The sequence below is a fragment of the Microbacterium sp. LMI1x-1-1.1 genome, assembly GCF_040676205.1.
Taxonomy (GTDB): domain Bacteria; phylum Actinomycetota; class Actinomycetes; order Actinomycetales; family Microbacteriaceae; genus Microbacterium; species Microbacterium aquilitoris.
This window is the reverse complement of record NZ_JBEGHM010000002.1, coordinates 290,943-316,356: the sequence shown is the minus strand read 5'-3', so window position 1 is coordinate 316,356 and position 25,414 is coordinate 290,943. Positions and strand designations below refer to the sequence as shown.

The 25,414-nt window shown below is 70.0% G+C and carries 28 protein-coding genes; 11 read left to right on the top strand and 17 right to left on the bottom strand.

Translation table 11 applies throughout. From position 1 onward, the window contains the following. The first annotated feature begins 22 nt into the window (after positions 1 to 22). The 3 genes from MRBLMI1x_RS09245 to MRBLMI1x_RS09235 are packed head-to-tail and all read left to right on the top strand — an operon-like array spanning position 23 to position 4,924. Positions 23 to 1,750: an ABC transporter ATP-binding protein gene (locus tag MRBLMI1x_RS09245; protein WP_018188501.1), complete on the top strand. Its 1,728-nt coding sequence runs from the start codon at positions 23 to 25 to the stop codon at positions 1,748 to 1,750. Beyond that, the gene (locus tag MRBLMI1x_RS09240; protein WP_363458386.1) at positions 1,747 to 3,786 is read left to right on the top strand and encodes an ABC transporter ATP-binding protein; all 2,040 of its coding nucleotides are present in this window, start codon (positions 1,747 to 1,749) and stop codon (positions 3,784 to 3,786) included. Before MRBLMI1x_RS09245 ends, MRBLMI1x_RS09240 begins: the two co-directional genes overlap by 4 nt. A 46-nt stretch (positions 3,787 to 3,832) precedes the next feature. Then, complete coding sequence (locus MRBLMI1x_RS09235; protein WP_363459385.1) at positions 3,833 to 4,924, top strand: alkene reductase; 1,092 nt, start codon at positions 3,833 to 3,835, stop codon at positions 4,922 to 4,924. 18 nt (positions 4,925 to 4,942) lie between these two features. Here MRBLMI1x_RS09235 and MRBLMI1x_RS09230 read toward each other — a convergent pair whose 3' ends face one another. The 8 genes from MRBLMI1x_RS09230 to MRBLMI1x_RS09195 are packed head-to-tail and all read right to left on the bottom strand — an operon-like array spanning position 4,943 to position 11,615. Further along, positions 4,943 to 5,242: a Dabb family protein gene (locus tag MRBLMI1x_RS09230; RefSeq protein ID WP_018188504.1), complete on the bottom strand. Its 300-nt coding sequence runs from the start codon at positions 5,240 to 5,242 to the stop codon at positions 4,943 to 4,945. A gap of 36 nt (positions 5,243 to 5,278) precedes the next feature. Continuing rightward, entirely contained in the window at positions 5,279 to 6,292 is a 1,014-nt protein-coding gene (locus MRBLMI1x_RS09225; protein ID WP_363458383.1) for a Gfo/Idh/MocA family protein, read from the bottom strand. Between the two features lie 22 nt (positions 6,293 to 6,314). Beyond that, positions 6,315 to 8,624: an acyltransferase family protein gene (locus MRBLMI1x_RS09220; protein ID WP_363458381.1), complete on the bottom strand. Its 2,310-nt coding sequence runs from the start codon at positions 8,622 to 8,624 to the stop codon at positions 6,315 to 6,317. A gap of 42 nt (positions 8,625 to 8,666) precedes the next feature. Then, the gene (locus MRBLMI1x_RS09215; RefSeq protein ID WP_363458379.1) at positions 8,667 to 9,461 is read right to left on the bottom strand and encodes an MOSC domain-containing protein; all 795 of its coding nucleotides are present in this window, start codon (positions 9,459 to 9,461) and stop codon (positions 8,667 to 8,669) included. A gap of 36 nt (positions 9,462 to 9,497) precedes the next feature. Beyond that, positions 9,498 to 9,662 (bottom strand): hypothetical protein, encoded by a 165-nt coding sequence (locus MRBLMI1x_RS09210; protein WP_018188508.1) that lies wholly within the window; start codon positions 9,660 to 9,662, stop codon positions 9,498 to 9,500. A gap of 39 nt (positions 9,663 to 9,701) precedes the next feature. Next, entirely contained in the window at positions 9,702 to 10,022 is a 321-nt protein-coding gene (locus MRBLMI1x_RS09205) for a hypothetical protein (protein WP_363458377.1), read from the bottom strand. A gap of 48 nt (positions 10,023 to 10,070) precedes the next feature. Next, complete coding sequence (locus MRBLMI1x_RS09200; RefSeq protein WP_363458375.1) at positions 10,071 to 10,940, bottom strand: aldo/keto reductase; 870 nt, start codon at positions 10,938 to 10,940, stop codon at positions 10,071 to 10,073. Between the two features lie 42 nt (positions 10,941 to 10,982). Next, positions 10,983 to 11,615, bottom strand: a complete 633-nt coding sequence (locus MRBLMI1x_RS09195; RefSeq protein WP_363458373.1) for a LysE family translocator — start codon at positions 11,613 to 11,615, stop codon at positions 10,983 to 10,985. An 86-nt stretch (positions 11,616 to 11,701) separates the two neighbouring features. Between MRBLMI1x_RS09195 and MRBLMI1x_RS09190 the strand changes: the two genes are divergently transcribed. From MRBLMI1x_RS09190 to MRBLMI1x_RS09180, 3 genes are read left to right on the top strand one after another with little or no spacing between them, the layout of a single operon-like run. Beyond that, a complete protein-coding gene (locus tag MRBLMI1x_RS09190; protein WP_363458371.1) occupies positions 11,702 to 12,241 on the top strand; it encodes a hypothetical protein in 540 nt (179 codons plus the stop codon). Positions 12,242 to 12,248: 7 nt separating this feature from the next. Beyond that, positions 12,249 to 12,833, top strand: a complete 585-nt coding sequence (locus MRBLMI1x_RS09185; RefSeq protein ID WP_018188513.1) for a TetR/AcrR family transcriptional regulator — start codon at positions 12,249 to 12,251, stop codon at positions 12,831 to 12,833. Positions 12,834 to 12,850: 17 nt separating this feature from the next. Continuing rightward, entirely contained in the window at positions 12,851 to 13,147 is a 297-nt protein-coding gene (locus tag MRBLMI1x_RS09180) for a rhodanese-like domain-containing protein (RefSeq protein WP_311870028.1), read from the top strand. 12 nt (positions 13,148 to 13,159) lie between these two features. On the opposite strand, the gene MRBLMI1x_RS09175 is transcribed toward MRBLMI1x_RS09180, so the two are convergent. Genes MRBLMI1x_RS09175 through MRBLMI1x_RS09160 form a run of 4 tightly spaced genes read right to left on the bottom strand, consistent with a single transcriptional unit; the run spans position 13,160 to position 16,314 of the window. After that, positions 13,160 to 13,558: a GNAT family N-acetyltransferase gene (locus MRBLMI1x_RS09175; RefSeq protein ID WP_363458368.1), complete on the bottom strand. Its 399-nt coding sequence runs from the start codon at positions 13,556 to 13,558 to the stop codon at positions 13,160 to 13,162. After that, positions 13,555 to 14,598, bottom strand: a complete 1,044-nt coding sequence (locus MRBLMI1x_RS09170; RefSeq protein WP_363458366.1) for a DUF1266 domain-containing protein — start codon at positions 14,596 to 14,598, stop codon at positions 13,555 to 13,557. Before MRBLMI1x_RS09170 ends, MRBLMI1x_RS09175 begins: the two co-directional genes overlap by 4 nt. Before the next feature lie 35 nt (positions 14,599 to 14,633). After that, complete coding sequence (locus MRBLMI1x_RS09165) at positions 14,634 to 15,026, bottom strand: VOC family protein (protein WP_363458364.1); 393 nt, start codon at positions 15,024 to 15,026, stop codon at positions 14,634 to 14,636. Positions 15,027 to 15,045: 19 nt separating this feature from the next. After that, entirely contained in the window at positions 15,046 to 16,314 is a 1,269-nt protein-coding gene (locus tag MRBLMI1x_RS09160; protein WP_363458362.1) for an HNH endonuclease signature motif containing protein, read from the bottom strand. A gap of 81 nt (positions 16,315 to 16,395) precedes the next feature. On the opposite strand from MRBLMI1x_RS09160, the gene MRBLMI1x_RS09155 reads away from it, so the two are divergent. The 4 genes from MRBLMI1x_RS09155 (at position 16,396) to MRBLMI1x_RS09140 (ending at position 19,324) form a co-directional block, all read left to right on the top strand. Continuing rightward, entirely contained in the window at positions 16,396 to 16,707 is a 312-nt protein-coding gene (locus MRBLMI1x_RS09155; RefSeq protein ID WP_363458360.1) for a hypothetical protein, read from the top strand. A gap of 45 nt (positions 16,708 to 16,752) precedes the next feature. Beyond that, positions 16,753 to 17,661 carry a helix-turn-helix transcriptional regulator gene (locus tag MRBLMI1x_RS09150; RefSeq protein ID WP_363458358.1) on the top strand — a complete coding sequence of 303 codons (909 nt, stop codon included), beginning with the start codon at positions 16,753 to 16,755 and terminating at the stop codon, positions 17,659 to 17,661. 81 nt (positions 17,662 to 17,742) lie between these two features. Next, complete coding sequence (locus tag MRBLMI1x_RS09145) at positions 17,743 to 18,456, top strand: alpha/beta hydrolase (RefSeq protein ID WP_363458356.1); 714 nt, start codon at positions 17,743 to 17,745, stop codon at positions 18,454 to 18,456. A gap of 31 nt (positions 18,457 to 18,487) precedes the next feature. Continuing rightward, the gene (locus MRBLMI1x_RS09140) at positions 18,488 to 19,324 is read left to right on the top strand and encodes an alpha/beta fold hydrolase (protein ID WP_116228766.1); all 837 of its coding nucleotides are present in this window, start codon (positions 18,488 to 18,490) and stop codon (positions 19,322 to 19,324) included. Positions 19,325 to 19,378: 54 nt separating this feature from the next. On the opposite strand, the gene MRBLMI1x_RS09135 is transcribed toward MRBLMI1x_RS09140, so the two are convergent. The 5 genes from MRBLMI1x_RS09135 to MRBLMI1x_RS09115 all read right to left on the bottom strand — a co-directional run bounded on the left by MRBLMI1x_RS09135 (position 19,379) and on the right by MRBLMI1x_RS09115 (position 24,572). After that, entirely contained in the window at positions 19,379 to 19,714 is a 336-nt protein-coding gene (locus tag MRBLMI1x_RS09135; RefSeq protein ID WP_363458354.1) for a YciI family protein, read from the bottom strand. A 25-nt stretch (positions 19,715 to 19,739) separates the two neighbouring features. Next, on the bottom strand, positions 19,740 to 20,561 hold the full coding sequence (locus tag MRBLMI1x_RS09130) for an SDR family NAD(P)-dependent oxidoreductase (protein WP_363458351.1): 822 nt from the start codon (positions 20,559 to 20,561) through the stop codon (positions 19,740 to 19,742). Between the two features lie 75 nt (positions 20,562 to 20,636). Continuing rightward, positions 20,637 to 21,539 (bottom strand): oxygenase MpaB family protein, encoded by a 903-nt coding sequence (locus MRBLMI1x_RS09125; protein ID WP_363458349.1) that lies wholly within the window; start codon positions 21,537 to 21,539, stop codon positions 20,637 to 20,639. A gap of 44 nt (positions 21,540 to 21,583) precedes the next feature. Continuing rightward, positions 21,584 to 21,985, bottom strand: a complete 402-nt coding sequence (locus tag MRBLMI1x_RS09120; protein WP_363458347.1) for a hypothetical protein — start codon at positions 21,983 to 21,985, stop codon at positions 21,584 to 21,586. Between the two features lie 226 nt (positions 21,986 to 22,211). Then, positions 22,212 to 24,572, bottom strand: a complete 2,361-nt coding sequence (locus tag MRBLMI1x_RS09115; protein WP_363458345.1) for a glycoside hydrolase family 65 protein — start codon at positions 24,570 to 24,572, stop codon at positions 22,212 to 22,214. Positions 24,573 to 24,694: 122 nt separating this feature from the next. Between MRBLMI1x_RS09115 and MRBLMI1x_RS09110 the strand changes: the two genes are divergently transcribed. Continuing rightward, positions 24,695 to 25,318 (top strand): cyclodeaminase/cyclohydrolase family protein, encoded by a 624-nt coding sequence (locus MRBLMI1x_RS09110; RefSeq protein WP_363458343.1) that lies wholly within the window; start codon positions 24,695 to 24,697, stop codon positions 25,316 to 25,318. Positions 25,319 to 25,414 lie beyond the last annotated feature (96 nt).

Below are 25,414 nucleotides of genomic sequence, written 5' to 3'. Positions count from 1 at the left end.
CGGGTGGTGGCACTCTGAGAATATGCTCGGAACCCTTCTGGTTCGGTACCTCCGGACCTACCGCTGGCTGCTGATCGGCGTGCTGCTCTTCCAGTTCGCCTCCGCCATGGCTGCGCTGTACCTTCCCCGCCTGAACGCCGACATCATCGACAAGGGCGTCACGCAGGGCGACGTCGGCTACATCTGGTCGCACGGCGTGCTCATGCTCGTCATCGCCCTCGGCCAGATCGTGGCCTCGATCGTCGCCACCTTCTTCGCCGCGCGGGCCGCCATGGCGGTCGGGCGCGACATCCGCCGCGACATCTTCGACCGCGTCAGCGGCTTCTCGGAGCGCGAGGTCACCCAGTTCGGCGCGGGATCGCTGATCACCCGCAACACGAACGACGTGCAGCAGGTCCAGATGCTCGCGATGATGGGCGCGACCATGCTCGTCACCGCTCCGCTGCTCGCCATCGGCGGCATCGTCATGGCGCTGCAGCAGGACGTCGGGCTCAGTTGGCTCATCGGGGTCTCGGTGCCGGCGCTGCTGGTCATCGGCATCCTCATCATCAGCCGGATGGTGCCGCTGTTCCGCAGCTACCAGAAGAAGCTCGACGCCGTGAACCGCATCCTCCGCGAGCAGCTCACCGGCGTCCGCGTCGTCCGCGCCTTCGTGCGCGAACCGATCGAGGAGGAGCGCTTCCGCGGCGCCAACACCGACATCCTCGTCGTCGGCCGCAAGGTCGGGTCGCTGTTCGTGCTGATGTTCCCGCTCGCGATGCTCGTGCTGAACATCACGGTCGTCGGCGTGATCTGGTTCGGCGGCATCGAGGTCAACGAGGGCAGCGTGCAGATCGGCACCCTCTTCGCCTTCATGCAGTACATCGGGCAGATCCTCATGGGCGTCCTGATGGCCACCTTCATGACGATCATGATCCCGCGCGCAGCCGTCTCGGCCGACCGCATCGGCGAGGTCCTCGCGGTCGAGGGCGGGCTGGCACGTCCCGAGAAGCCGGTGCGGGAGTTCCCGCGCCCCGGTGCGGTCGAGTTCGACGACGTCGCCTTCACCTATCCGGGCGCGGATGCGCCCGTGCTCGAGGGCCTCACCTTCGCGGCCGCGCCCGGCGAGACGGTCGCCGTCGTCGGGTCGACCGGTGCCGGCAAGACGACGCTCGTCTCGCTCATCCCCCGCCTGTTCGACGTCACCGGTGGGTCGGTCCGCGTCGCCGGTGTCGACGTCCGCGAAGCCGACCTCGACGAGCTCTGGAAGGGCATCGGCCTCGTGCCGCAGCGGCCGTTCCTGTTCACCGGGACCATCGCGTCGAACCTCCGCTTCGGGCGCGAGGACGCGACCGACGAGGAACTCTGGCACGCTCTCGAGATCGCACAGGGCCGCGACTTCGTCGAGGAGATGGACGGCGGGCTCGACGCCCGCATCTCGCAGGGCGGGACGAACGTCTCCGGCGGGCAGCGTCAACGGCTCTCGATCGCCCGCGCGATCGTGCACCGGCCCGACGTCCTCGTCTTCGACGACTCGTTCTCGGCCCTCGACCTCTCCACCGATGCCCGGCTGCGTCAGGCGCTCTGGCGCGAGCTGCCGGAGGTGACGAAGATCGTCGTCGCGCAGCGTGTGTCGACGATCACCGACGCCGACCGCATCGTCGTCCTGGACGCCGGCCGCATGGTCGGTGTCGGAACGCACGAGGAGCTCCTGGCCACCAACGAGACCTACCGAGAGATCGTCGAATCGCAGCTGGGAGTGGACGCATGAGCGCGCCGGACACGCAGATGACCGACGAGGAGAAGCTCGAAGCCGAGCTCGCCGAGCAGGCGCGCCTGAACAGCGGATCGTGGGACTCGGTCGCGCCGGGCAAGGCGTCGCAGTTCGGGCCCAGCTTCATCCGCATGATCGGCCTGCTGGCGCCGTTCAAGTGGATGTTCGGCCTCGTGACGCTCGCCGGAGCGATCGGTGTCGTCCTCGCGGTGATCGCTCCGAAGGTGCTCGGCGAGGCGACGAACATCGTCTTCGAAGGGTTCCTGTCGAACATGCTCGGTGACAACCCCGCGTTCGCCAGGCTGAGCCAGGCTGAGACGGTCGCCGCGCTGCGCGGTCAGGGCCAGGACGACTTCGCCAACATCGTCGCCGCGATGCAGAACTACACGCCCGGCTCGGGCGTCGATTTCGACGCCCTCAAGGTGATCATCACGTGGGTGCTCGTCATCTACGTCGTGTCGGCGATCCTGACGTGGGCGCAGGGCTACGTCATCAACGTGATCATGGTCCGTACGATGTGGCGCCTGCGCGAAGACGTCGAGGCGAAGCTCAACCGTCTGCCGCTGTCGCACTTCGACCGTGTGCAGCGCGGCGAGCTCATCTCCCGGGTCACGAACGACATCGACAACATCACCCAGACGATGCAGCAGTCGCTGTCGGGTGCGCTGACGGCGGTGCTCACCGTGGTGGGCGTGCTCGTCATGATGTTCTCGATCTCGTGGCAGCTCGCGATCGTCGCCCTCATCGCCCTGCCGCTCATGGCGATCATCTTCGGCGTCATCGGCCCGAAGTCGCAGAAGGCGTTCGGGGTGCAGTGGCGCAAAGTCGGCCGCCTCAACGCCCGCGTCGAGGAGTCGTTCTCGGGGCACTCGCTGGTCCGCGTGTTCGGCCGCGAGGCCGATGCCCGCGCGAAGTTCCAGGAGGAGAACGAGGAGCTCTACCAGGCCGCGTTCAAGGCGCAGTTCCTCTCGGGCATGATCATGCCCTCGATGACCTTCGTCGGCAGCCTCACCTATGTCGGCATCGCCGTGCTCGGCGGGCTGCAGGTCGCGAGCGGTCAGCTGCGTCTCGGTGACGTGCAGGCGTTCATCCAGTACTCGCAGCAGTTCACGCAGCCGCTGTCCGAACTCGGCGGCATGGCCGCGGTCGTCCAGTCGGGCACCGCGTCGGCCGAGCGCGTGTTCGAACTCCTCGACGCCGACGAGCAGGAGCCGGATGCCGCTGACGCGCCGGCCCGCGGCGAAGGGCGCGGCGTGATCGAGTTCGAGCACGTGAAGTTCGCCTACGCACCCGAGCACCCACTGATCACGGATCTGTCGTTCCGCGTCGAGCCGGGGCAGACCGTGGCGATCGTGGGCCCGACGGGTGCGGGCAAGACGACGCTCGTCAACCTGCTGATGCGCTTCTACGAGCTCGACGGCGGACGCATCCTGCTCGACGGGCAGGACATCGCGCAGCTCTCGCGCGACGACGTCCGCTCGCGGACGGGCATGGTCCTGCAGGACCCGTGGCTGTTCGCGGGCACCATCCGCGAGAACATCCGCTACGGCCGCGCCTCGGCGACCGATGACGAGATCGTGGATGCCGCGGTCGCGACGCGCGTGGACCGGTTCGTCCGCTCGCTGCCCGACGGCTACGAGACGCTGCTCGACGAGGACGCCTCGAACGTGTCGGCCGGCGAGAAGCAGCTCATCACGATCGCGCGTGCCTTCGTGGCACAGCCGGCGGTGCTGATCCTCGACGAGGCGACGTCATCCGTGGACACGCGCACCGAGCTCCTGCTGCAGCACGCGATGGCGGCGCTGCGCGAGGGACGCACCTCGTTCGTCATCGCGCACCGTCTGTCGACGATCCGCGACGCCGACCTCATCCTCGTGATGGAGCACGGCGACATCGTCGAGAATGGCACGCACGAGGAGCTCATCGGTCAGCAGGGCGCCTACTACCGCCTCTACCGCTCGCAGTTCGAGCAGGCGCACGACGACCTGGTCGACGCGGCACCGGCCGAGGAGGGCACTCCCCCGGCCGAGTGAGAGTAGAGGGGAATACGATCGTGCTGACGTGTGGTTGCCCCTCAACATGAGCCTGTACGAATCCGCCGTCTTCGGCGCCCTCGATCTGTCCAACCGTGTCGTCATGGCACCCCTCACCCGCACACGGGCTGCGGAGGACGGTGTGCCGAACGATGTGATGGTCGAGTACTACCGGCAGCGCGCCGGTGTCGGCCTCATCGTCACCGAGGGCACCTGGCCCGTGGTCGCCGGCAAGTCCTACCCCGGCCAGCCGGGCATCGAGACCGATGAGCAGATCGCCGGCTGGCGTCGCGTCGCCGACGCGGTGCATGCCGAGGGCGGCACGATCGTCATGCAGCTGATGCACGGCGGGCGCGTCTCGCACCCCGAGATCTCGGGCGTCGACCTGGTCGTGGGCCCGAGCGCCATCGCCTCCCCAGGCCAGGGGCGCACGGTGACGGGCGAGAAGGTCGACCTCCCCGTCCCGCACGCCCTCACGACGGCGGAGGTCGCAGAGACCGTCGCGCAGTTCGTGCAGGCGGCGCGGAACGCGATCGAGGCGGGCATGGACGGTGTCGAGGTCCACGGCGCGAACAGCTATCTCGTCCACCAGTTCCTCTCCCCCGAGTCGAACGTCCGCGACGACGTGTACGGCGGATCTCCCGAGAACCGCGCACGCTTCGGCATCGAGGTGACCCGCGCGGTCGCCGAGGCGGTCGGGGCGGAGCGCACCGGCATCCGTCTCTCGCCGCAGCACCAGATCCCCGGTGTCCTCGAGAGCGATGACGCCGACGCGCGTGCGACCTACACGGCCCTCGCCGAGGGCCTGGCCCCGCTGGGTCTGGCGTTCGTCGACATCCTGCACGCCGACCCGAAGAGCGACATCGTGCAGCACATCCGCCACGCGGCGGGCGCACCCACGATCCTCAACTCGGGCTTCGGGGTCGTCACGACGCGTGAAGAGGCCGAGGAGCTCGTGCTCGAGGGATGGGCGGATGCCGTCGCCGTCGGCCGCCCGGTCATCGCCAACCCGGATCTGCCGACCCGGTGGGAGCAGCGCGCCGAGCTGAACGAGCCGCGTCCGGAGTACTTCTACACCGGCGGAGCAGAGGGCTACACCGACTACCCGTCGCTCGCGGACGTGCGTTCGGAGCGCTGAGCGCCCCGCCCGCCCCGATCAGTCGCCGGCGACGAAGTCGAACTCCTGGAAGTCGCGGACCTCGTGGCTCCAGCGGCTCTCGACGAAGGCGACATGGTCGGGGTGGGCGCTGTACGCGTCGTAGGCGGCCTGGTCGTCGAACAGCATCGTGAACTGCCACCGCAGGTCGCTTCGCGGGCTGATCTGACGGTTGACGCGGAACTGCTGGACGCCGGGGATGGCCGAGAGGGACCGCTGCGCGTCCGTCAGGAACGTCTTCTCTTCGGAGGAATCCTCCGCGTGGTGCAGGGCGAAGATGACGGTGTGCTGGATGGTCATGGTGATCAAGGCTAACCCCGGACCACCAGCAGGTGCTCAGCCGGCAACGATCTGACGGCGGACCTCGTCGATCGTGGCGAGCACCGACACGACCTCGTCGTGCGGGTGGAGCGGGGACTCGATGCGCCCGGCTCCCACGAACGAGGCGACGGCGGTCGCCTGATAGCCGAGCCCGTCGTGCACCTGCGGCAGGGTGTCGTCGCGCCACTCCTCGACCTGTCCATCGACGCTGAGGCGCAGCCCCGTCGGCCCGTAGAACGGGCTGAGGACGTCGAGGCGGCCGCGGGAGCCGAAGACGGATGCCTCGATCGGCGTGACCGCTCCGAAGGTCGTCGTGAGGGCGGCTTGGGCCCCGGCATCCGTCTTCAGGGCGATCGTGGCGCTGTCGTCGACACCGGTCGGCGCGAGGGTGCCGACGGCGCGGATCGTCGTGGGCGGTCCGATGATCGACGAGGCGAACGCGACGATGTAGACGCCGAGGTCGAGCATGGCGCCGCCTCCGAGCGCCGGGGCGAACATCCGACTCGCGGGGTCGAAGGGGACGAGCGAGCCGAAATCGGCGCGGACGAGGTCGATCTCGCCGAGGGTCCCCGCCTCGAGCAGCTGGCGGATCACGTCGGCCTGCGGCAGGTAGCGGGTCCACATCGCCTCGGCGACGAGCACGCCTGCTGCGCGTCCGGCGTCGAGGATCTCGCGCGCGTCCGCCGCGGTCATCGCGATCGGCTTCTCGATGAGCACGTGCTTTCCGGCGGCGATGGCGGCGAGCGCCTGCTCGCGGTGGAGCGGATGCGGCGTGGCGACGTAGACGACGTCGACGTCGGGGTCGGCGACCAGCTCATCGACGGAGTCGTGCGTGCGCGCGATGCCGTGCCGCTCTGCGAAGGCGTGGGTCTTCGTCGTGTCGCGTGCCGTCACGGCCACCGCGCGCTGCGTCGTGTGGGTGTGGATAGCGTGCACGAACTGGTCGGCGATCCCGGTGCCGATGACACCCCACCGCAGGGCGGGGACGGCGGCGGGGTCGATGAGGCGCGGGGCGGGGAGGAGAGGCATCCCGCCATCTTGGCGCAGGTCGTCAGCGCGTGGTCAGCAGACCCGCGGTGTCGAGCGCCTGCCGCAGCGCCGGCGCGATGTGCTCGGCGTATTCGACGGTCAGGTGGGTCTGGTCGTACTTCGTCGGGATCGACCCCGCGAAGGGCGGGCAGACCTCGTCGGCGCATGTGAACGCGAGCGACGACATCGCATGGTCGCCGGCGTCCGCGGCGGCGCGCTCCGAGAGGGCCTCCATCGTGCGCCACGTTCCGTCGACCGCGCTGTCGCACGCCCGGGGCGACGACGTCGGCGTGTAGCAGGCGGCGAGGCTCACTCCCTGGGGCGGCGGGGCCAGGTGCAGCATCCGCTCGCCCATCCCGTAGGTGTCGGCCTCGCGTCGCTGTGCGGCGATGAGCGCGTCCGCCGACAGGTCGGTGCCGTCGACAGTCCGCCCGAGCGTGAACGCGTTGGACATGACGACGAGGTCGGGCGCATCGGCGAGGATCGCGGCTCGCACGGCGGCCTTGCGCGCCTGGCATCCCGCCATCACCTGCGGGTCGTCGTTCTCGACGAGGACGTCGGTGAAGCGGCATCCGTACATTCCCATGGCCGAGACGCGGATGCCGCCGGCACTGTCGTCCGCGATGCGGCGGAAGGCAGGCGCGTAGGCCATGGCGGTCGAGTCGCCGACGAGCCAGATGTGCACGGGCGCATCGCCGCTCCCCCACCCGCAGGCCGTTGCCGCGCCGGGCGAGAAGCAGTCGTGCGCGGGGTTGGCTCCCGACGACGCCGCCATCACGCGGTCGAGCGAGGGGGTGAGGTCGGGCCACGCGTCCGCGGTGACGGCGGCGGCCAGTTCCGCCTGCAGATCGGCGGTCGGGTCACCCGAGACTGTGGGCGCGGATGCGGCGGGAGCGAGCTCGGGCGCACCGAACCGGGGACCATGACCGGATGCCGTCACCGCGAGCGCGCCCGCGAGTGCGACGACGACGAGTCCGGCCGTCGCGAGGAAGACCTGCGCGGCGAAGCGCTCGCGCCATGCGGCGAGCGCACTCCCGCGCGGCTCGGTGGCCGGTTCGGCGACGACCGGCTCGGCGACGGGGATGGGCGCCGCGGCGATGGCGGCGGGTTCGATGCGGGGAGCCGCCGGCCGGGATGATCCCGGGAAGTATCGCGTCCCCGGCGTCCACCCCGCGGGGCGCGTCGTCGCGACCGCAAGGACCGGCACGGGGACGGGCTCCGGCTCCGGTTCGGGTTCACGGGCCTCGGCGCGTGGCATCCCGCCGAGGAACGGCGCGTAGCGCAGGGGCTGCTCGACGATCAGGTACGACGCGAGGCCGAGGACGACGCTTGCGCCCAGCACGATCCAGACATGCCACTCGGATGCCGGGAGCAGCGCTGCCGCGAAGACCACCACCGGGAAGTGCCACAGGTACAGCGAGTACGAGGCGTCGCCGACGAAGACGGACGCCGGGTTGGTGAGCGGGAACAGGTGTCGGTGGCGCGGGTCTCCCCCGACCCCGCCCGCGATCGCGAGCGCCGTGGCGGTGACGGGCGCCGCCGCCCACGGGGCGGGGAAGCCTCCCCCGGTCGGGTCGATGAGCAGCAGCGACGCGACGATACCCGCGACGCCCGTCCACTGCATCACGCCTCCCAGCGCGCGCGGGATGCGGCGCAGCAGGGGGACGAGAACGGCGACGAGCGCGCCGAGGCCGAGCTCCCACGCGCGGGTCAGCGTGGAGAAGTACGCGACGGTCGCCTGCGAATCGGACTGGACGAGCGCCCAGCCGAACGACCCCGCCACGACCGCTGCCGCGAGAACACCCGCGACGATCCTGACCCGCGTGCGACCGACGAGGGCGACGACGATCACGAGCAGCAGCGGCCAGACGAGGTAGAACTGCTCTTCGACCGACAGCGACCAGAAGTGCTGCAGCGGCGAGACCGCTCCGGTGTCGGCGAAGTAGTCGGTGCCTTGCGCAGCGAAGTTCCAGTTCGAGGCGAAGACGGCGGCCCAGGCGGCATCCCACAGCGTCTGCTCACCGCGGGTGCGGTTGAACAGGAACCAGCCGGCGACGGTCACGGCGATCAGCACGGTCAGCGCCGCGGGCAGCAGGCGGCGCGCTCGGCGCGCGTAGAACGAGCCGAGCGCGAGTCGGCCGGTGTCACGCGCTTCGCGCAGCAGCATCCCGTTGATGAGGAATCCCGAGATGACGAAGAAGACGTCGACCCCCATGACCCCGCCCGCCGGCCATCCGGCGGCGTGTGCGCCGATGACCGCGAGGACGGCAAGGGCGCGAAGGCCTTGGATGTCGCGGCGCGGTGGAGCGGGGGTGTGGATCGGAGAGTGCATGGGGAATGCCGACGAAGAGTCTATGGGATCGCTCCCAGGCGGTCAGTTCCGGTCGGCGACGATCTCGTCCCCCACGCGCACCGTGCCGCCGTCGCCGACGGGCAGCAGCAGGATGCCGAGGGTCGCCTCGCTCTGGCCGAACTCGGTCGTCAGCACCCGCAGCAGGCGCGCATCGCGCTCGCCCGTGTCGGGATTCGCGGTGATCGCGGCGCATCGACCGATGGGACGCTGGACCTCGAAGTCGACGTCGCCGATGCGGACGCGGCCCGACCAGTCGAGCTCCTCCCAGGGCGCAGTGCCCGACACCACGATGTTGGAGCGGAAGCGGCGGTCATCGACGGATGCCGGGACCGCGGCATCCACCTGCGCGACCGTCGACTCGCCGTGGAGCGAGACGTAGCCGCGCGCGCGATCCTGGAACCGTGACGTGACACCGTCGCCGATGAGCCGGAGGGGCAGGACGCCCTCGCGCTGCAGGAGTCTCGCCTCGGAGGACCGCGCGACGAAGGCGGTGGCGGCGTCCTCGAGTTCACGGCGACCCGTGTCGTCGAGCCCCGCCTCGACCAGCAGCGTGCCGTCGTCGCTCATGCGCACGATGCCGTCGTCGACCTCGACGTGCAGGCGGGCGATGGAGGGGAAGTCCATGAGCGCGAGGCCGCGGCTCTTCGGCCAGGAGTCGAGGCCGTCGTCGTTCTCGGGAGCCGTGGCGTCGGCGAAGCGGAAGGCGAGCACGCGGTCGCCGGCAATACGCCCGTCAGCCTGCACGACGAGTGCGGTGCGCGGTTCGGGAGTGAAACCCTTGATCGGATACCGGTAGAGCGACGAGACAGCAGCCATGGCTCTAGCGTGCACCACCGGCAGGCGTAGCCCCGGTCAGACCTTCTTCTTGGCGGCGCTCCGTCGGATGAAGCCGAACACGAGGGTGCCGACGAAGAGCACGATGCCGATGAGGCCGAGCCAGAAGAGACCCTCGAACGCGAAACCGACGATCGACAGCACCACCCAGATGATCAACAAGATGATGAGAACTGTCCACATAGTGCTCACCGTACGCGGGATCAGGTGAAGAAGATACGGTCACGCCTGCCGATAGTGACGGACCCGCTCGTCGCGCTCGATGAGGAACTCGTCATCCTCCGGGTAGAACACCGCACGCTCGACGTCGTCGCCCGCGAAGGCCGCGATCACGGCGAGGTTCTCCCACCGCGACAGGGTCGTGATCTCCGTGCGGCCGTCGCCGAGGTCGCGCGTCAGCAGCCACGCGCCGAGGTTGCCGGGGGTGGCGCGATACGCATCCATGCCGGTGCGCTCCACGTACCGGATGTAGCGGTCCGCATCCTCGGCGCGCACCACACCGGTCCACATCCGAACGACGGGTTGACCACTGAAATGCGTCACGCGCCCACCCTTGCAGAGGTGGACGCGTGACGCCAGGGATGCCGGGGCTCAGCTGCCGAGCTTCGAGAGCTCCGCGAACTCCTCGTCGGTCAGCTCGATGACGGCGCCCTGGAGGTTGTCCTCGAGGTGGGCGACGCTCGACGTGCCCGGGATCGGGAGCATGACGGGCGAGCGCTTGAGCAGCCACGCGAGAGCCACCTGGGCGGGGGTCGCGTTCTTGCGCTCGGCGATGTCGGTCAGCGGCGAGTCGGGGCCGGTGAGGCCGCCGGTCGCGAGCGGGAACCACGGGATGAAACCGATGCCCTGCTCCTCCGACCAGTCGAGGAGGTCCTCGGCGTCGCGGTGCTGCAGGTTGTAGAGGTTCTGGACCGTGACGATCTCGGCGATCTCCTGGGCGGCCTTGACCTCGTCGATCGAGACCTCGGAGAGGCCGATGTGGCGGATCTTGCCCTCGTCCTGCAGCGCCTTCAGCTCGCCGACCTGGTCCGCGAGGGGGACCTTCGGGTCGATGCGGTGCAGCTGGAACAGGTCGATGCGCTCGAGGCCGAGGCGCCGGAGGCTCATCTCCGCGCCCTGACGCAGGAACTCGGGGCGTCCGAGCGGCGGCCAGACGTTCGGGCCGGTGCGGGTGAGGCCGGACTTCGTCGCGATGACGACGTCGTCGGCGTAGGGGTGGAGGGCTTCCTTGAGGAGCTCCTCGGCGACGTAGGGGCCGTACGACTCGGCGGTGTCGAAGAAGTTCACGCCGAGCTCGACGCTGCGACGGAGGACGCGGATGGCCTCATCGCGATCCTTCGGCGGACCCCAGACGCCGGGGCCGGTGAGCTGCATGGTGCCGTAGCCGAGGCGGTTGACCTCGAGATCTCCGCCGATGCGGAACGTGCCGGACGACTGCGCAGGCTTCGTGTTGTTCGTCATGGGGTGTTCCAGCGCACGAGCGCGCCGGAACATTCCCGTTCGTCAGCTTTTCGCGCCGGTGAGGGCGAGCGCACCGCCGAGCCCGATCATGAGGAATCCCCCCGCACCCGACAGCGTCGCCAGGCGCCCCGGCGAGCGCCCGAACCAGGTGCGCGCCGTGCCGGCGGCGACCGCCCACGTGCTGTCGCAGACGAGGGCGATCGCCTGGAACACGAGGCCGAGGAACAACAGCTGCGCCCAGACCGGTCCGGCATCCCGAGCGACGAACTGCGGGAGCACGGCAACGAAGAACGCGAGGGTCTTCGGGTTGGTGAGCCCGACGATGAACCCCTGACGCAGCAGGGTGACGACGGATGCCGATGCTCGCCCGTCCCGCTCGGCTCGGTGCTTCCGGTGCCGGATCGCCTGGACGCCCAGATAGACGAGATAGATCGCGCCGATGACCTTGATCGCCGTGAACGCGACGACCGACGAGGCGACGACCGCCCCGACGCCGAAGGCGACGAGAAGGATCGCGGGGATGTTCCCGAGCGAGTTCCCGAGCACGCTGAGAACGCCCGCGCGACGGCCGAGCGCGACGGATCGGCCGATGACGAACAGGACCCCGGGACCCGGGATGACGATGATCACCATCGACGCCAGCGCGAAGGCGAGGAGGTTCTCGATCGGGATCATGAAGGAACGCTATCGCGACCGGCGGCCGGCTTATTTAGCACAGTCGTGCTACTTTGATCGGACTCGTTCGGACGAAAGGAATCCCCGTGATCCTGGTGGCGATCATCGCCTGCGAAATCGGCTTCTGGCTCGCGATCATCGCGGGTCTCGTCGCCCGCTACGTCTTCCGTCGCCCGCGTTTGGGAGCGATGCTCCTGCTCGCGGCTCCGGTCATCGACCTGATCCTGCTCGTCCTCGTCGGGGTCGATCTCCTGGGGGGCGGTACCGCGTCGTGGCATCACGGCCTGGCCGCGCTCTACATCGGCGTCTCGGTCGCGTACGGACACCGGATGGTGGCGTGGGCCGACGCGAAATTCGCTCGATGGTTCCGGGGCGCGGCGCCGCGCCCCGGACGGTACGGCTGGGACTACGCACGCGCCTGCTGGAAGGACGTGCCTCGCACCCTGCTCGCCGCCGCCATCGCGGCGGCCGTGCTGGGCGGGCTGATCCTGCTTGTCGGGGCTCCCGAACGCACGTCGGAGCTGTTGCGGTTCTTCCCGATCCTCGGGGTCGTCATCGGCATCGACGTCCTATGGGCGCTGGGCTACACCGTCTGGCCGAAGAAGGCACCCGCCGTCGCGGCATGATGGAAATATGCCGCGACTGATCGACCACGACGAGCGCGACCGTGCGATCGGGGACGCCGCGATGCGCGTCCTCGCCCGTGACGGACTCGCCGCACTCTCGGTGCGAAAAATCGCTGACGAGGCGGGGCTCGCGACGGCATCCCTCCGTCGCGCGTTCCCGACCCAGCTCGCGCTCCGCCGGTACTGCGTCGACCGGATCCACGACGCCGTCGCCGCACGCGTGACGGGGTTGACGGGCGAGGGGATGCCGCTGGCGATCGCCCTCCTGCTCGAGCTGCTGCCGCTCGACACGACCCGCCGGGTCGAGCTGATCGCGCAGCTGCAGCTGGGGAGTCTCGCACTGACGGACGCGACCCTGACCGAGAGCGTGCGCGACCTGCATGACGGTGTCGGGTTGATCTGCGGCGTCGCACTGGGTCAGCTCGACCTGCCCGACGAGATCGACATCGCGCTCGAGATGCTCCGTCTGCAGGCGCTCCTCGACGGGCTCGCGCTGCACCTGCTGTGGGCCGATCCGGCGGATCCCGAGACGCACGCGCGCCGTCTCCTGGAGCACCATCTGACGAGCCTGACCGCCCGGCATCCGCTCTGATCTGCGACCATCGAGGTATGCACTCCATCACGACGGCGCAGCTGGCCGAGGCCTCCCCCGCGAACATCATCGACGTCCGCGAACCCGACGAGTTCGCGGCGGGTCACGTGCCCGGCGCGCGCAACATCCCCCTCGCCACGGTGCCCGACCACGTGGACGAGCTGCGCGAGCTCGACGACCTGCACCTCATCTGCCAGGCCGGCGGACGCAGCGCACGCGCGGCCGCGTTCCTCGAGCATCACGGTCTCGAGACGACGAACGTCGAAGGCGGCACGGGTTCTTGGATCGCGGAGGGCCGCGAGGTCGCGAAGTGATCGGGGCTTAGGTCAGCCGCGCTGCATGAGGCGCTCCGGCGTCGGGTACGGCTCGAACCCGAACTGCTCGTAGAGTCCGTGCGCGTCGGCGGTGACGAGGAGCGTGCGCTTCAGGCACATCGGCTCGAGCGTGGCGACGACGGCGCCGACGAGCGCCTTGCCGACGGCCTGCCCGCGCGCGGCCGGGTCGACGTAGACGTCGCAGAGCCACGCGAACGTCGCGGAATCGGTGACGACGCGGGCATAGCCGAGGGGCGTCCCGTCGTCGTCCCGGGCGAAGAAGTTCAGGGAGTTCTGCGCGGCGCGCTCGACGACGTCACGGCTGCGGCCAAGCGCCCAGTACGCGCCCTCGGACAGCCAACGGTGCACGACGTCGAGCTCGATCTCGGCGAGGTCGGTCGCGATCCTCATGCGCGCGCCCCGCTGGCCGGCCAGGTGACGGATGCCGCGGGCCACGACGACCTGCGAAGGTCGGCGAGCGCGTCGCGCTGACTCTGCACGGCCTGCAGCGAGTCGGTGCGGAACGCGGTGGCGATGATGACCTCGCGCCAGTACTCGTCCCAGCTGCGGTAGGTGGCGAACGCCTTCTCGGCGAGCGGCTCGAGCAGCGCCCACGTCTCGTCGGCGGCGAGGTAGCCGGCGACGTACGCGTAACGGATGCCGCCGATGCCGCGTTCGATGTCGGCGGCCAGCAGCAGCCGGGCGGGGTGCTCCTCCGTGCCGCGGGCGAGGTCCTGGATGTCGAAGACGGGCATCTCGGTCAGCCCGGCGACGCGCGTCATCATGTGCTCGCCGCCGTCACTGTGGACGACCTCGGCGAAGCGCTGCGAGTTGAGGCCCATGGTGAGCGTGTCGGCGACGAGCAGCTCGGCATCGGCTTTAGTGACGATCTTGAACTGCTCGTCGAGGGCGCCGCGCAGCTGCTTGAGCGACGCGACGGGCAGCGAGAACCACGGCGACCCCTTCTCGCCGTCCTGGTGCTTCGTGCGCAGCTCCTGCGGGAGTTCGGCGTAGGTGGGCGTGAACGCCAGCGAGCCGTTCCAGCCGCGGGCTGCGAAGTCGCTGGCGCAGTCGAGCGCGAGGATCTGCTGCTGCCGCGTCGTGAGCGGCTGTCGACCGGATGCCGCGATGTAGGCGAGCTGGGCTCGGCGGGGGGCACCGGCATCCCGGCGCGCCAGGATGATCGAGGCTACGAGGAGACCGACCGCCATGCCGACAGCGAAGGCGAACAAGTTGACGATGACGTCGTCGACCTGCCACACGAACGAAAGGACGAAGCCCGTAATGCCGAACGGGGCGGCGATGAGGGTGACGGGCAGAGCGCGTCGGCGCATCTCGGCGGGGTCGGCCTTGCGCTTGACTTCGAGCACGCGGGCGTACCTGCGACGGGACCGGACCGGGTACTCGACGTCACCGGGATGGTTCTGGAGCGCGTTCACGTCAGGGGCCACCGGACCATCCTGGCACCGCGGCGGATCCGTTCGTGTCAGGGTGCGTCGGCGACGATCTCGGCTTTGGCTCCGGCTGAGTTCTCGAGCCACCCCGCGTAGTGATCGGGGCCGCCGGCGTGTGGGTACCGCTCCTGGTAGAGGGGGCGCCAGCCGTGGTCAGGCGCGGCGGCGATGATCGCGTCGACGTCGGCGCGCGATCCGCCGGAGAAGGCGATGTGGTTCACCCCGGGAGCGCGCCGGTCGTGCACGGTCGTCGACAGGTTCAGCGACGTCGTGAGGGTCAGGTAGGCGCCGCCCGCTGCCCACGACTCCCCCTCGGTCCACACGCTCTCGCGGGCGAACCCGAGCTCGGAGAGCAGCCATCCCCATTCGGTCTGCGCAGCGGAGAGGTCGGCGACCCAGAGTTCGACGTGATGGAAACCGGCCATGTCGACAGTCTCGGGCATCTCAGGCAGGAGCGAACGCGACGGCAGGTGTCGGTGCGTCTTCGCGATACGTTCTGCCGAGGGGTGAGGTCCATTCGAGGACGCCACCCCCGAGTTGTCGCACTCGCCATTTGGTGAACTGCTTCATCGAATGGTGCCGTTGGCAGAGGTGACCGAGGTTGGTGACCTCGGTCTTGCCGCCGAGGGCGTGATCGTGGGTGTGATCGACCTCGCAGCGGATGGCGGCCATGCGGCATCCGGGGAATCGGCAGTGCTGGTCGCGGGCCTGCAGGTAGCGCCGCATGGCGAGCGGCACACGGTACGTGTCGACGGCCAGCACGGTGCCCGAGACCGGGTCGGTGACGAGACGTTCCCACGATGGGGTGCCGCCGGCGAGGCGCCGGGCGGTGTCGGCGTCGATGGGCGAACGCCCGACGAGGTCGCACGCGGGGTCTTCGCCGGCGAGGGCGGTCGCGGGGACGACGACCTGCACGCGAGCACGAATGGCGCCGAGCGGACCGGCGGTCGTGTCGCGGGTGTCGTCGAGCGCGGGCGCTCCCGCGAGCAGCAGGTCGGCGAACACGTCGGCGCGCACCTGGTCGGTGTTCCGCTCGTCTGCTGCCACGGCTTCGATGCCGCCGCGCTCCGTGCGAGTGTCGATGACCGCACGGGCCTGCTGGGTGAGCCGGTCGTGGATGCCCTCGGCGAGCACGGTGGGCAGGTTCGCAATCAGCTCGGACATGCCGTCCTGGCCGGGCACGATGCGCACGGACCGGCGGGCCGCGGCATCCTGATGCCGTTCGGTGAAGGAGCGCGGGTGCATCCGGTGCGCGAGGATCTCGATCTCGGCGCGCACCCGGTTGGGGGTGTCATGGCGGCACCGCTCGACGGCGATCGCCTCGAACATGGGGCGGACGTCGCCCGGGAGGTTCGCCCCGGCATCCGTGATCACGCGGACGTGACCGCGAGTGATGCGACCCAGTTCCCACGCCTTCAGGGCCGCCGGGTAGTCCTCCACGATGGTGCGGGCTTCGTCGATGCGACGCTGCATGACCCGATCGGATGCCGCGACTGCTCCCCCGAGCTCTGCGGCGATCTCGCGCAGCGCCATGTCGCGCTCGTTCGCGCTGCCCGCCGCGTTCGCCTCGGCGAGCGCGCTGGCCCGGGCGAGGACCTTCACCTTCACGACCTCGAGGTGCGACAGCAGCCGCTCGACGCTGACCGCGTCGTGCACGACACCGGCGAGCAGCGTCACGTGCTCGTCGATGCTGATGCGGGGCCGTTCGGTCATACCTCCATTGTGGTGAGGGCCTCCGACATCGCTCCGGCAGTCGCCCGGTAGCCTGAGGAGCAGTCGACAAGAGAGGGAGCGATGTCCCAGCTACCGAGTCGGTCCGAACCGGACCGCCGGGCGTCGCCGCCCCTCCCCACGAACTCGCAGCCGAAGAAGGGCCTCGCCGTCGCCGCCCTGGTCGTCGGGATCGTCGCGTTCCTCGCCGGACTCGTCCCGTGGGCCGGGCTTCTCCTCGGTCTGACGGCGTTCGGCCTCGGGATCTACGCGCTGACGCGCGGCCAGTCGAAGGTGATGGCGCTGGTGGGCGGTTCGCTCGGATCGATCGCCGCCATCACCGGCTTGATCTCGACGAGCGCCCTCATGATGTGGCTGCTCAGCGGCAACGCCTGACGCGCACACCCCCACCCGACACACGTCTCGGGCAGGATGTCTCGCGTGACTTCTGATCGACCGGGTTCGGAGAAGAGCGCGCTGGCGAGCTTCCTCCGCGCGCGCCGCGCGGCACTGACTCCGGATGCCGTCGGCATCCCTTCCGAACCTCGCCGCCGTGTGCGGGGGTTGCGGCGCGAGGAGGTCGCGCGGTTGGCCGGCATCAGCGCGGAGTACTACCGGCGGCTCGAGCAGGGCAGCGGACACCAGATGTCGCTGCAGGTGTGCAATTCGCTGGCTCGCGCTCTGCGGCTCGACCGGGCGGGCACGGCCTACCTGCAGCGTCTCGCCCTGCCGGATTCGGAGGCGCCGTACGAGGTGCACCAGGGCGAGGAACCGCCGCCGGATCTGGTCGAGATGATCACGCACTGGGAGCACACGGCGGCGTACATCATCGACCGCAACCAGGACATCGTGGTCGTCAACGACCTGATCCGGGCAGTCGCGCCGGGATACGTCGAGGTCGGCAACAACCTCGCGCTCATGCAGTTCGAGGCTCCGCCCGAGGTGCGGGCGCTCGATTCGTGGCTGGACGGCGCGCGGACGACGGTGTCGCGGGTCCGGTACTACGGCAATCCGTCGGATCCGCGCTGGCAGGAGATCATCGGGTTGCTTCTCGATGATGCCGATTTCGCCGAGATGTGGGACCAGCACGAGGCGCTCCCCCTGACCTCGGGCACGGCGCCGAACTACTTCCCCGAGCACGGCTGGGTCGACATGAAGTGGCAGATCCTCGAGGCGCATCCCGGGCTCTACACGGTGATCTGCTACGGGATCCCGGGGACGGTCGGGGAGCGCGCGCTCGTCGATCTCCGGGCGAATCTCATCGCCGGCACGGTGACGATTCCGGCCTCTGACACGGATACGCCGACCTCGGGCAGCCGACTGGCGAAGCACCGGGGTGCGACGCGCTGAGACGTGTACTGCGAGGGCCACGACAGCGGCAGGTAAGCGCTTTAGCGTGACGAGCATCCCCCTTCCGAAAGGATGCCCGCCATGGCTTCACCCACCGTCGTTCTGGTCCACGGGGCATTCGCGGATGCCGCGAGTTTCGCCCCCGTCACGCGGTTGCTGCTCGACCGCGGCTTCCGGGTCCAGGTGCCCGCCGTGCCGAACCGCAGCCTCCTCGGCGATTCGGCGTACATCCGCTCCGTCGTCGAGGAGATCGACGGTCCGGTGCTGCTCGTCGGCCACAGCTACGGCGGCGCGGTGATCACCGTCGCCGGGGTGGCCGAGAACGTCGTCGGTCTCGTCTACCTCTCGGGCTACGCGCTGGACGAAGGCGAGAGCCTCGGGCAGCTGCAGGGCGGCTTCCCCGACTCCGACCTCGCCGCGAACCTCATCTACACGCCGTTCCCCGTCGACGGCAACGAGCCCGGCACCGACGTGTCGGTGAACATCGACGCGTTCCCCGAGATCTTCGCCGCCGGTGTCGACCGCACGGTCGCGGAGGTGCTGGCGGTGTCGCAGCGTCCGCTGGCGGCGCTCGCGTTCGGCGAGCCGGCGCCGATCGCGGCGTGGAAGGTGAAGCCCGCCTGGGGCGTCGTCTCGGCGGCGGACCGCACGATCAACCCGGACGTCGAGCGGTTCGGGTACGAGCGCGCCGGCTTCCGCTCGGTCATCGAACTCGACGCACCGCACCTCGTGATGCGCTCCCACCCCGACGAGGTCGTGACCGTCATCACCGACGCGATCGCCGACCTCGGCTGAACCGATCCACCCACACAAAGGAGACAAGCCCATGCCTTTCATCACCACGGACGACGGCGCCGAGATCTACTTCAAGGACTGGGGCGACAAGAGCGCCCAGCCGATCGTGTTCCACCACGGGTGGCCGCTGTCGTCCGACGATTGGGACGCACAGATGCTGTACTTCCTCGGCAAGGGATTCCGCGTAATCGCGAGCGACCGTCGGGGACACGGCCGGTCGTCGCAGATCGCGACGGGTCACGACATGGATCACTACGCGAGCGACGTGAGCGCGGTCGTCGAGCACCTCGATCTGCAGAATGCGGTGCACATCGGTCACTCGACGGGTGGCGGTCAGGTCGCGCGGTACGTCGCGAAATACGGCGAGCCGCAGGGCCGCGTGGCGAAGGCGGTGCTGGTCGCGGCCGTGCCGCCGCTGATGCTGCAGACCGACTGGAACACCGAGGGCACTCCCCTGTCGGTGTTCGACGGGTTCCGTGAGGCGCTCGCGGCGAACCGTGCCGAGTTCTTCGAGGCCGTGGCATCCGGTCCGTTCTACGGCTTCAACCGCGACGGCGTCGAGCCGTCGCAGCCGGTGATCGACAACTGGTGGCGGCAGGGCATGACGGGCAGCGCGCTCGCTCACTACGAGGGCATCAAGGCGTTCAGTGAGACGGATCAGCGCGAGGACCTTGCGGCGATCACGGTGCCGGTGTTCGTGATCCAGGGCGATGACGATCAGGTGGTGCCGTACAAGGCGGCGGCGCTGCAGCAGGCCGAGATGCTGCAGAACTCGACGCTGAAGATCTACGAGGGTTATCCGCACGGCATGCTGACGACGCATGCCGACGTGCTGAACCCCGACATCCTGGCGTTCATCCAGAGCTGACGGATGCCGCGCGGCGTGGCCCTGGGGGGGGTCACGCCGCGCTCGCCTACGGTTTCAGGTGCCGCTGTGGATGAGCCGCACCTCGACGCCGCCGTCGCCGCGGATGGCGGGGTTCGTCGCCGCGATCGCGAGCGCCGCGTCCTCGTCGTCCGCCTCGATCACGTACACACCGGCGACGACCTGAGCGGAGTCGACGAACGGGCCGTCGCTCACGCCGTCGACACGGACGGATCGGGCGAGCGCTCGCGGCGTGAACGCGTATGCGGCGCGCAATGCTCCCGACTGAGCGAGCTCGTCGCCGTGCGCGTTGGGCTCGGCGAGCTGCTCGTCCGACGCGTCGAGCGCGTGGGCCGAGTCGTCGGCGTAGATCAGGACGGCGTACTGCGGCATGGCGGCATCCTTTCCGTGGCGGCGCTCAGCCGAGCTTTACCATCTCGACGCTGCGGTCCCACAGCTCGCGCGCGAGCTGCTCGTCGGTGGCGAGCTTGTGCGTCTTCGTGACGCGGTCGTTCTCGTAGTACGCCCCGGGCAGCCAGTCGGTGCCGGGGGTTCCGTCGGCGAGGAACACGAGGCGCTTGCCGCCCTCGTCGGTCGTCGTCAGCAGTCGTTTGGCGAGGGGGTTGTGGTACATGAAGCGGAACGGTCCGGTCAGGTTGCCCGCGAAGCCGGTCGCGACGACGCCGGGGTGGAAGGCACCGGCCGAGACGCCCTCACTCCCCCACCGGCGCTGCAGTTCGCGGGTGAACAGGATGTTCGCGAGCTTGGCGTTGCCGTAGGCGATGCGTCCGGAGTATCGGCGCGCACCGTTGAGGTCGGCGATGTCGAACCGCGAGAAGATCCGGGCCGCCGCGCTCGCGGTTTGGATGATGGATGCCTCGCTCTCGACCAGCCGCTCCCGCAGCAGGTTCGTCAGCAGGAACGGGCCGAGGTGGTTCACCTGGAACGTCTGCTCGAAGCCGTCGGTGGTGAGCTTGCGCGGACCGAATATGCCGCCGGCGTTGTTCGCGAGCACGTCGATGCGCGGGTAGGCGCCGAGAAGCTCGTCCGCGAGCCGGCGCACCTGCGCCAGGTCGGCGAAGTCTGCGAGGTGGTGGGGCATCCCGACCTCATTGGCGACGGCGCGGGTCTTCTCGGGCGAGCGTCCGACGAGGACGACCTGGTGGCCTCGGGCGACGAGCTGACGGGATGCCGCGGCTCCGATCCCGTCGCTGGCGCCGGTGATGACGATTGTTCGCATGACGTGAGTGTCACACTCTTCACTATGTCCGGGGTCGCTCTTGACGATCAGGTCGCGGTGTGGCCCGGGAGCGCGCTAGCCCTCCAGCCGCCGCAACCGCAGTCGCGCCATGTCCTGCGCGCGCGGGCCGGACCCGAGCGCGCGCTCGGTCACGCGCAGGATGAGGCGGGTCGCCGTCTTCACCGGCAGCCACGAGCGGCGAAGGCCCAGCATCCGCCTGACCCGCGGCGGGAAGGTTGCGACCGCCGCGGCGAACAGCACGCGGTAGGCGACGCCCATCATCCCGGTGAACGGCGGCTTCTTCAGGAACCGGACGACGTCGTCCACGCGCTCATCGCGGCGCAGCTCGCCGCGGTCGAGGAAGCCGTCGATCTCGGCGCGTAGCGCGGCCTCGGTCAGCGGCGGATCGGGCACGCGCATGAGTCGCCCGGCCGTGGCCCAGTCGGCGACGTACGCGTCGGGTCCGCCCGGGATCGATCCGCCGTACGCCTCGTGGCTGCGGAGGAACGCGTCGGTGAAGGCGAGGTGCACCCACTGCACGAGGTCGGTGGCTTCGGCGGTGTACGTCCGCGCGGAACCGTCACCACCGACGTACTCGCCCTGCACGCGCTGGTGGAAGCGCCCGACGCGGGCCGTCTCGGCATCCGCTTGCGTCGTCGACCCGTAGGTGAGCGTGATGACCCAGCGGACGGTGCCGGTGAGGCGCCCGATCGGGTCCTCGCGGTAGCGCGACCAGTCGTGCACGCCGGCGAGGGCGCCCGGGTGCAGAGCCTGAAGGAGCAGGGCGCGGATGCCCGCGACCAGGGTGCCCATGCCGGCGTGAACCGTCCACGCGGGGCCGTTCTCGACGAAGTATCCGGCGTCGTCGCCGTCGGCGAGCGCGCGGACGTACGGCGCCATCCCGGTCGGGTCACCGGCGAGCGCGGTGAGCAGGCGGGCGCGGAGCCGGGCGACGCGCGGAGGGGCGGAGGACGTCACGGTTCCAGCCTGCCACCGCCGCGGAGGGATGGGGCGGTGCGGCTCTACGCGCGGGCGGCCATCGCTAGTTCGCCGGACCCCATGGCGACGAGGAACGAGAGCACGGCGAGCGCGATCGTGACCGGCACCATCGTGAACCGTTCCGGCTTGCTGCGGGACAGTGCGTTCATGAGGGTGCCGAGCACGAAGTACGCGAAGACGACCCACATGCCGACCTGGGCGACGACGCCGGGAAGGACGTCGATGGCGCGGACGCGATCCCAGGCGAGGACGGCGATCAGCGCGTAGATGCCGACCGACACGAGGCTGCCGATGCGGAGCCGCGCCGGCAGCACACGGTGCTGTCCACCCGACGCGAATCGGCCCAGCGGAGCTCCGAGCGCGAGCGCGATCTGGAAAATCGCGAGCAGGGCGAGGATGACGGTGAGGACGAGGGCCAAGGGCACGCGCTCAGGCTAGCGGGGCGACGTTTCTGGTCCGATCTGATCGATGGGCAGTTCTCCCCATCGCGACCGCCCAGCGCGCTTCCCTACGCTGACAGCGTTCGACAAACCCGATTGTCGCGGCGTGTCTTCTGGGGGATGGCACGCACGCCGCGACACTTCTGACGGATGCCGCGCGGCGTGACCATGTGGGGACGGCCCACGCCGCGCGGAGTCGGTCAGCGGCGCATCACTCCGCGAGCGCCTCCGCGAACGGCCGCGGCTCGCGGCCCTTCGGCTGGGTCGGGCGCTCCCCCGGGTCCGGCAGCGCCGGCGTCGGCATCGTCACGTCCGCACCGGACGTCAGCTCCACCGGCTCGCCGAAGTGCCGGATCGACATCGGCTCACCGGCGCTGACACGGTAGGTCGTGGCATCCGGTGCGATCTCGAGATACAAGGTACGGCCCTGCCAGCGGACGCCGAACGCGAGACCGGTCAGCTGCTCCGGCAGCCGCGGGGCGAACCGCAGTCCGTCGGCCGTGTCGCGCATGCCGCCGAAGCCGGCGACGAGCGCCGTCCAGATGCCGCCGAGCGACGCGATGTGCAGGCCGTCCTCGGCGTTGCCGTGCAGGTCGTCGAGGTCGATCGTCGCGGCTTCGGCGAGGTAGTCGGCCGCGAGCCCGAGGTGCCCGACCTCGGCGGCGACCACTGCCTGGATCGCCGCCGACAGTGACGAGTCCCGCACGGTCAACGCCTCGTAGTAGCGGAATGCCCGCGCCTTCTCGTCTACCGTGAACGCGTCGGTGCAGAAGAACAGGGCGAGCACGAGGTCGGCCTGCTTGAGCACCTGCTTGCGGTAGAGCTGCACGTACGGGTACCGCTCCTGCAGCAGCTCGTCGCCGGGGATGTCGGTCTCGAAGTCCCATCGTTCAAGTTCTGTGAATCGCGCCGCCTGCGGGTGCACGCCGCGTTCCTCGTCATACGGCACGTGCATGGCGGCGGCGGTGCGCACCCAGCCGCCGATCTCGCCGTCGTCGACCCCGAGAGTGCGAGCGAGATCCGGATGCCGACGCGCGGCATCCGCGGCGGCGTCGAGGTTCGCGCGGGCCATCAGATTGGTGAAGACGTTGTCGTCGTAGAGGGCGGTGTACTCGTCGGGGCCGGTGACGCCGTCGATGTGGAAGCGACCGTCGGCGTCGGTGCGACCGAGGGACTGCCAGAGGCGGGCGGTCTCGACGAGGATCTCGAGGCCGGCGTCGCGTTCGAACTCGACGTCGCCGGTCGCCCGCACGTAGTGGACGACGGCGGCGGCGATGTCGGCGTTGATGTGGAACGCGGCCGTACTGGCGGGCCAGTATCCCGACGACTCGCGTCCGTCGATGGTGCGCCACGCGAACGCCGCACCCTGTAAGTGCAGCTGGCGCGCCCGGTCGCGGGCGTGGTCGAGGGTGGCGTGGCGCCAGCGGAGGGCTTCCCTCGCGGCATCCGGTGCGGTCGCCGTGAGGACGGGCAGAACGTAGGCCTCGAAGTCCCAGAACGTGTGGCCGGCGTACCCGGCGCCGGTCAGTCCCTTGCCGGGGACGGAGCGCTGCTCGGCGCGCGCCGCGGCCTGGAACACCGAGAAAAGCGCGAACCGCACCGCCTGCTGCAGGCGGGGCTGCCCGTCGACGCGGACGTCGGCGCAGGTCCAGAAGTCGTCGAGCCGTTCGCGCTGCGCGGCGAGGAGGTCGGTCCAGCCGTCCCGCATCGCGTCGGCGACGGCGGCTTCGGCGCGGTCGCGAAGGCCGGGCGCCGAGATCCCGGAGGCCCAGGCATGCCCGACGATCTTGACGACCTCGAGCCGTTCGCCGGGTGCGAGGCGGGCGCGGATGGTGGTGCGGGCGAGGTCGTCGGATGCCGCGGTGCGCACCTCGGCGGTCGCGCCAGACACGAGGTGGTCCATGCTGACGGCGACGCCGATCCCGCTGTTGCGGGTTTCGTGGACGAGGGTCGCAGCGCTGTCGAAGACGAAGCTCCCCGCGCTGCGGAGCGGGGTCTCGAGGATGTCCTGCACGCGCGGGTCGGGGTGCGGCTCCGGCAGGGGTTCGTTCGCGACGAGCTCGGACTGGAGGGTGATCGTGATCGGATCGTCGACGGCTTCGACCTCGTACCGGACAGCCGCGACGGAGCGGTGGGCGAGCGAGACGATGCGGGTCGAGCGGATGCGGACGGTGCTGCCGGCGGGCGAGGTCCAGGTGAGCGTGCGTTCGAGGGTGCCGGCGCGGAAATCGAGGTGCTGTTCGTGGTGGTGGAGGGTGCCCTCGCGGATGTCGAGGGGTTCGTCGTCGACGGTGAGGCGGATGACCTGTCCGTTCGGCACGTTGATGACGCTCTGCCCCGACTCGGGGTACCCGTAGCCGCCTTCGGCGTAGGGCATCGGATGCTCTTCGAAGACGCCGTTGAGGTAGCTGCCCGGAACGCCGTGGGGCTCCCCCTCGTCGAGCAGCCCGCGCCACCCGATGTGCCCGTTGGAGAGGGCGAAGACGGACTCGCGGTGCGGCAGGCGGTCGACATCGACGCCGCTGAGGCCGATGCCCCAGGGCGTGACGTCGAAGGGCAGAGGGCGGGTCATGACGTCACGGTAGATCACGGTGTCTTTTCGCCTCGAAGGGTTGCAGTGGGCGACCGCGGACGTATGCTCGCCGGCCCCTCCCCCGGCTTCGTCACCGGGAGCCGCACGGGTAGCGTCGTCGCATGGCCAGCGATGACATCGACCCCGCGGAGACGCCGGTCGCGGAATGGGTGGACCGTCTCGCGCAGGCGAAGGGGGCACCGGGTGGTGGAGCCGCCTGCGGCGTGATGACGGGCATCGCCGCAGGGTTGCTGGGAATGGTGGCGGCATACACCGACGATGACCCCGAGGCTCGACAGGCCGAGCAACGATTGAGCCGCACGCGGCGCCTGGCGCTGGATGCCGCCGAGGAAGACGGCGTCCGGTCCGCGGCTTTCGGTGCGGCTCTCGCGATGGACCAGGGTCCCGACCGCGAGCGGGCGGTTCGGGACGCGACGGTCGTCGCCGTCGCGTCGGCACTGGACGTCGGCCGGGTCGCGGCATCCCTTCTCGAGGAGGTCAGGCTGCTGGCCGACATCGGCAACCCGCACGTCGAGGCGGATCTGCGCGTCGCGGTGGAGGCTCTGCGGGCGGCGCTCGAGGGCACGAACCACACGGCGCGAGCCAATCTCGACCTTTTGGCGAGGCACCGGACCGCGGACGATCACCTCGACCCGAAGGTCGCGGCTTTCGAACGGGACCTCGTCGACCTCGCCGCGAAGCGAGCGGAGTGCACTTTCATCGCGGCGGGCTGGTCATCCGAGTGAACCAGTAGCCGGGGTGCGACGACCCGACGACCAATCCTGCGCGGGATAGTTTCGTCCTGACGCGCACCGCTCCTGCGCAGCGACGCCGTCCAGTTG

What these genes read in the sequence shown, in the direction of transcription:
- MRBLMI1x_RS09245 (WP_018188501.1), top strand. Translation starts at nt 23, where the DNA reads ATGCTCGGAACCCTTCTGGTTCGGTACCTCCGGACCTACCGCTGGCTG.
- MRBLMI1x_RS09240 (WP_363458386.1), top strand. Translation starts at nt 1,747, where the DNA reads ATGAGCGCGCCGGACACGCAGATGACCGACGAGGAGAAGCTCGAAGCC.
- MRBLMI1x_RS09235 (WP_363459385.1), top strand. Translation starts at nt 3,833, where the DNA reads ATGAGCCTGTACGAATCCGCCGTCTTCGGCGCCCTCGATCTGTCCAAC.
- MRBLMI1x_RS09230 (WP_018188504.1), bottom strand. Translation starts at nt 5,242, where the DNA reads ATGACCATCCAGCACACCGTCATCTTCGCCCTGCACCACGCGGAGGAT.
- MRBLMI1x_RS09225 (WP_363458383.1), bottom strand. Translation starts at nt 6,292, where the DNA reads ATGCCTCTCCTCCCCGCCCCGCGCCTCATCGACCCCGCCGCCGTCCCC.
- MRBLMI1x_RS09220 (WP_363458381.1), bottom strand. Translation starts at nt 8,624, where the DNA reads ATGCACTCTCCGATCCACACCCCCGCTCCACCGCGCCGCGACATCCAA.
- MRBLMI1x_RS09215 (WP_363458379.1), bottom strand. Translation starts at nt 9,461, where the DNA reads ATGGCTGCTGTCTCGTCGCTCTACCGGTATCCGATCAAGGGTTTCACT.
- MRBLMI1x_RS09210 (WP_018188508.1), bottom strand. Translation starts at nt 9,662, where the DNA reads ATGTGGACAGTTCTCATCATCTTGTTGATCATCTGGGTGGTGCTGTCG.
- MRBLMI1x_RS09200 (WP_363458375.1), bottom strand. Translation starts at nt 10,940, where the DNA reads ATGACGAACAACACGAAGCCTGCGCAGTCGTCCGGCACGTTCCGCATC.
- MRBLMI1x_RS09195 (WP_363458373.1), bottom strand. Translation starts at nt 11,615, where the DNA reads ATGATCCCGATCGAGAACCTCCTCGCCTTCGCGCTGGCGTCGATGGTG.
- MRBLMI1x_RS09185 (WP_018188513.1), top strand. Translation starts at nt 12,249, where the DNA reads ATGCCGCGACTGATCGACCACGACGAGCGCGACCGTGCGATCGGGGAC.
- MRBLMI1x_RS09180 (WP_311870028.1), top strand. Translation starts at nt 12,851, where the DNA reads ATGCACTCCATCACGACGGCGCAGCTGGCCGAGGCCTCCCCCGCGAAC.
- MRBLMI1x_RS09175 (WP_363458368.1), bottom strand. Translation starts at nt 13,558, where the DNA reads ATGAGGATCGCGACCGACCTCGCCGAGATCGAGCTCGACGTCGTGCAC.
- MRBLMI1x_RS09165 (WP_363458364.1), bottom strand. Translation starts at nt 15,026, where the DNA reads ATGGCCGGTTTCCATCACGTCGAACTCTGGGTCGCCGACCTCTCCGCT.
- MRBLMI1x_RS09160 (WP_363458362.1), bottom strand. Translation starts at nt 16,314, where the DNA reads ATGACCGAACGGCCCCGCATCAGCATCGACGAGCACGTGACGCTGCTC.
- MRBLMI1x_RS09155 (WP_363458360.1), top strand. Translation starts at nt 16,396, where the DNA reads ATGTCCCAGCTACCGAGTCGGTCCGAACCGGACCGCCGGGCGTCGCCG.
- MRBLMI1x_RS09145 (WP_363458356.1), top strand. Translation starts at nt 17,743, where the DNA reads ATGGCTTCACCCACCGTCGTTCTGGTCCACGGGGCATTCGCGGATGCC.
- MRBLMI1x_RS09140 (WP_116228766.1), top strand. Translation starts at nt 18,488, where the DNA reads ATGCCTTTCATCACCACGGACGACGGCGCCGAGATCTACTTCAAGGAC.
- MRBLMI1x_RS09135 (WP_363458354.1), bottom strand. Translation starts at nt 19,714, where the DNA reads ATGCCGCAGTACGCCGTCCTGATCTACGCCGACGACTCGGCCCACGCG.
- MRBLMI1x_RS09130 (WP_363458351.1), bottom strand. Translation starts at nt 20,561, where the DNA reads ATGCGAACAATCGTCATCACCGGCGCCAGCGACGGGATCGGAGCCGCG.
- MRBLMI1x_RS09115 (WP_363458345.1), bottom strand. Translation starts at nt 24,572, where the DNA reads ATGACCCGCCCTCTGCCCTTCGACGTCACGCCCTGGGGCATCGGCCTC.
- MRBLMI1x_RS09110 (WP_363458343.1), top strand. Translation starts at nt 24,695, where the DNA reads ATGGCCAGCGATGACATCGACCCCGCGGAGACGCCGGTCGCGGAATGG.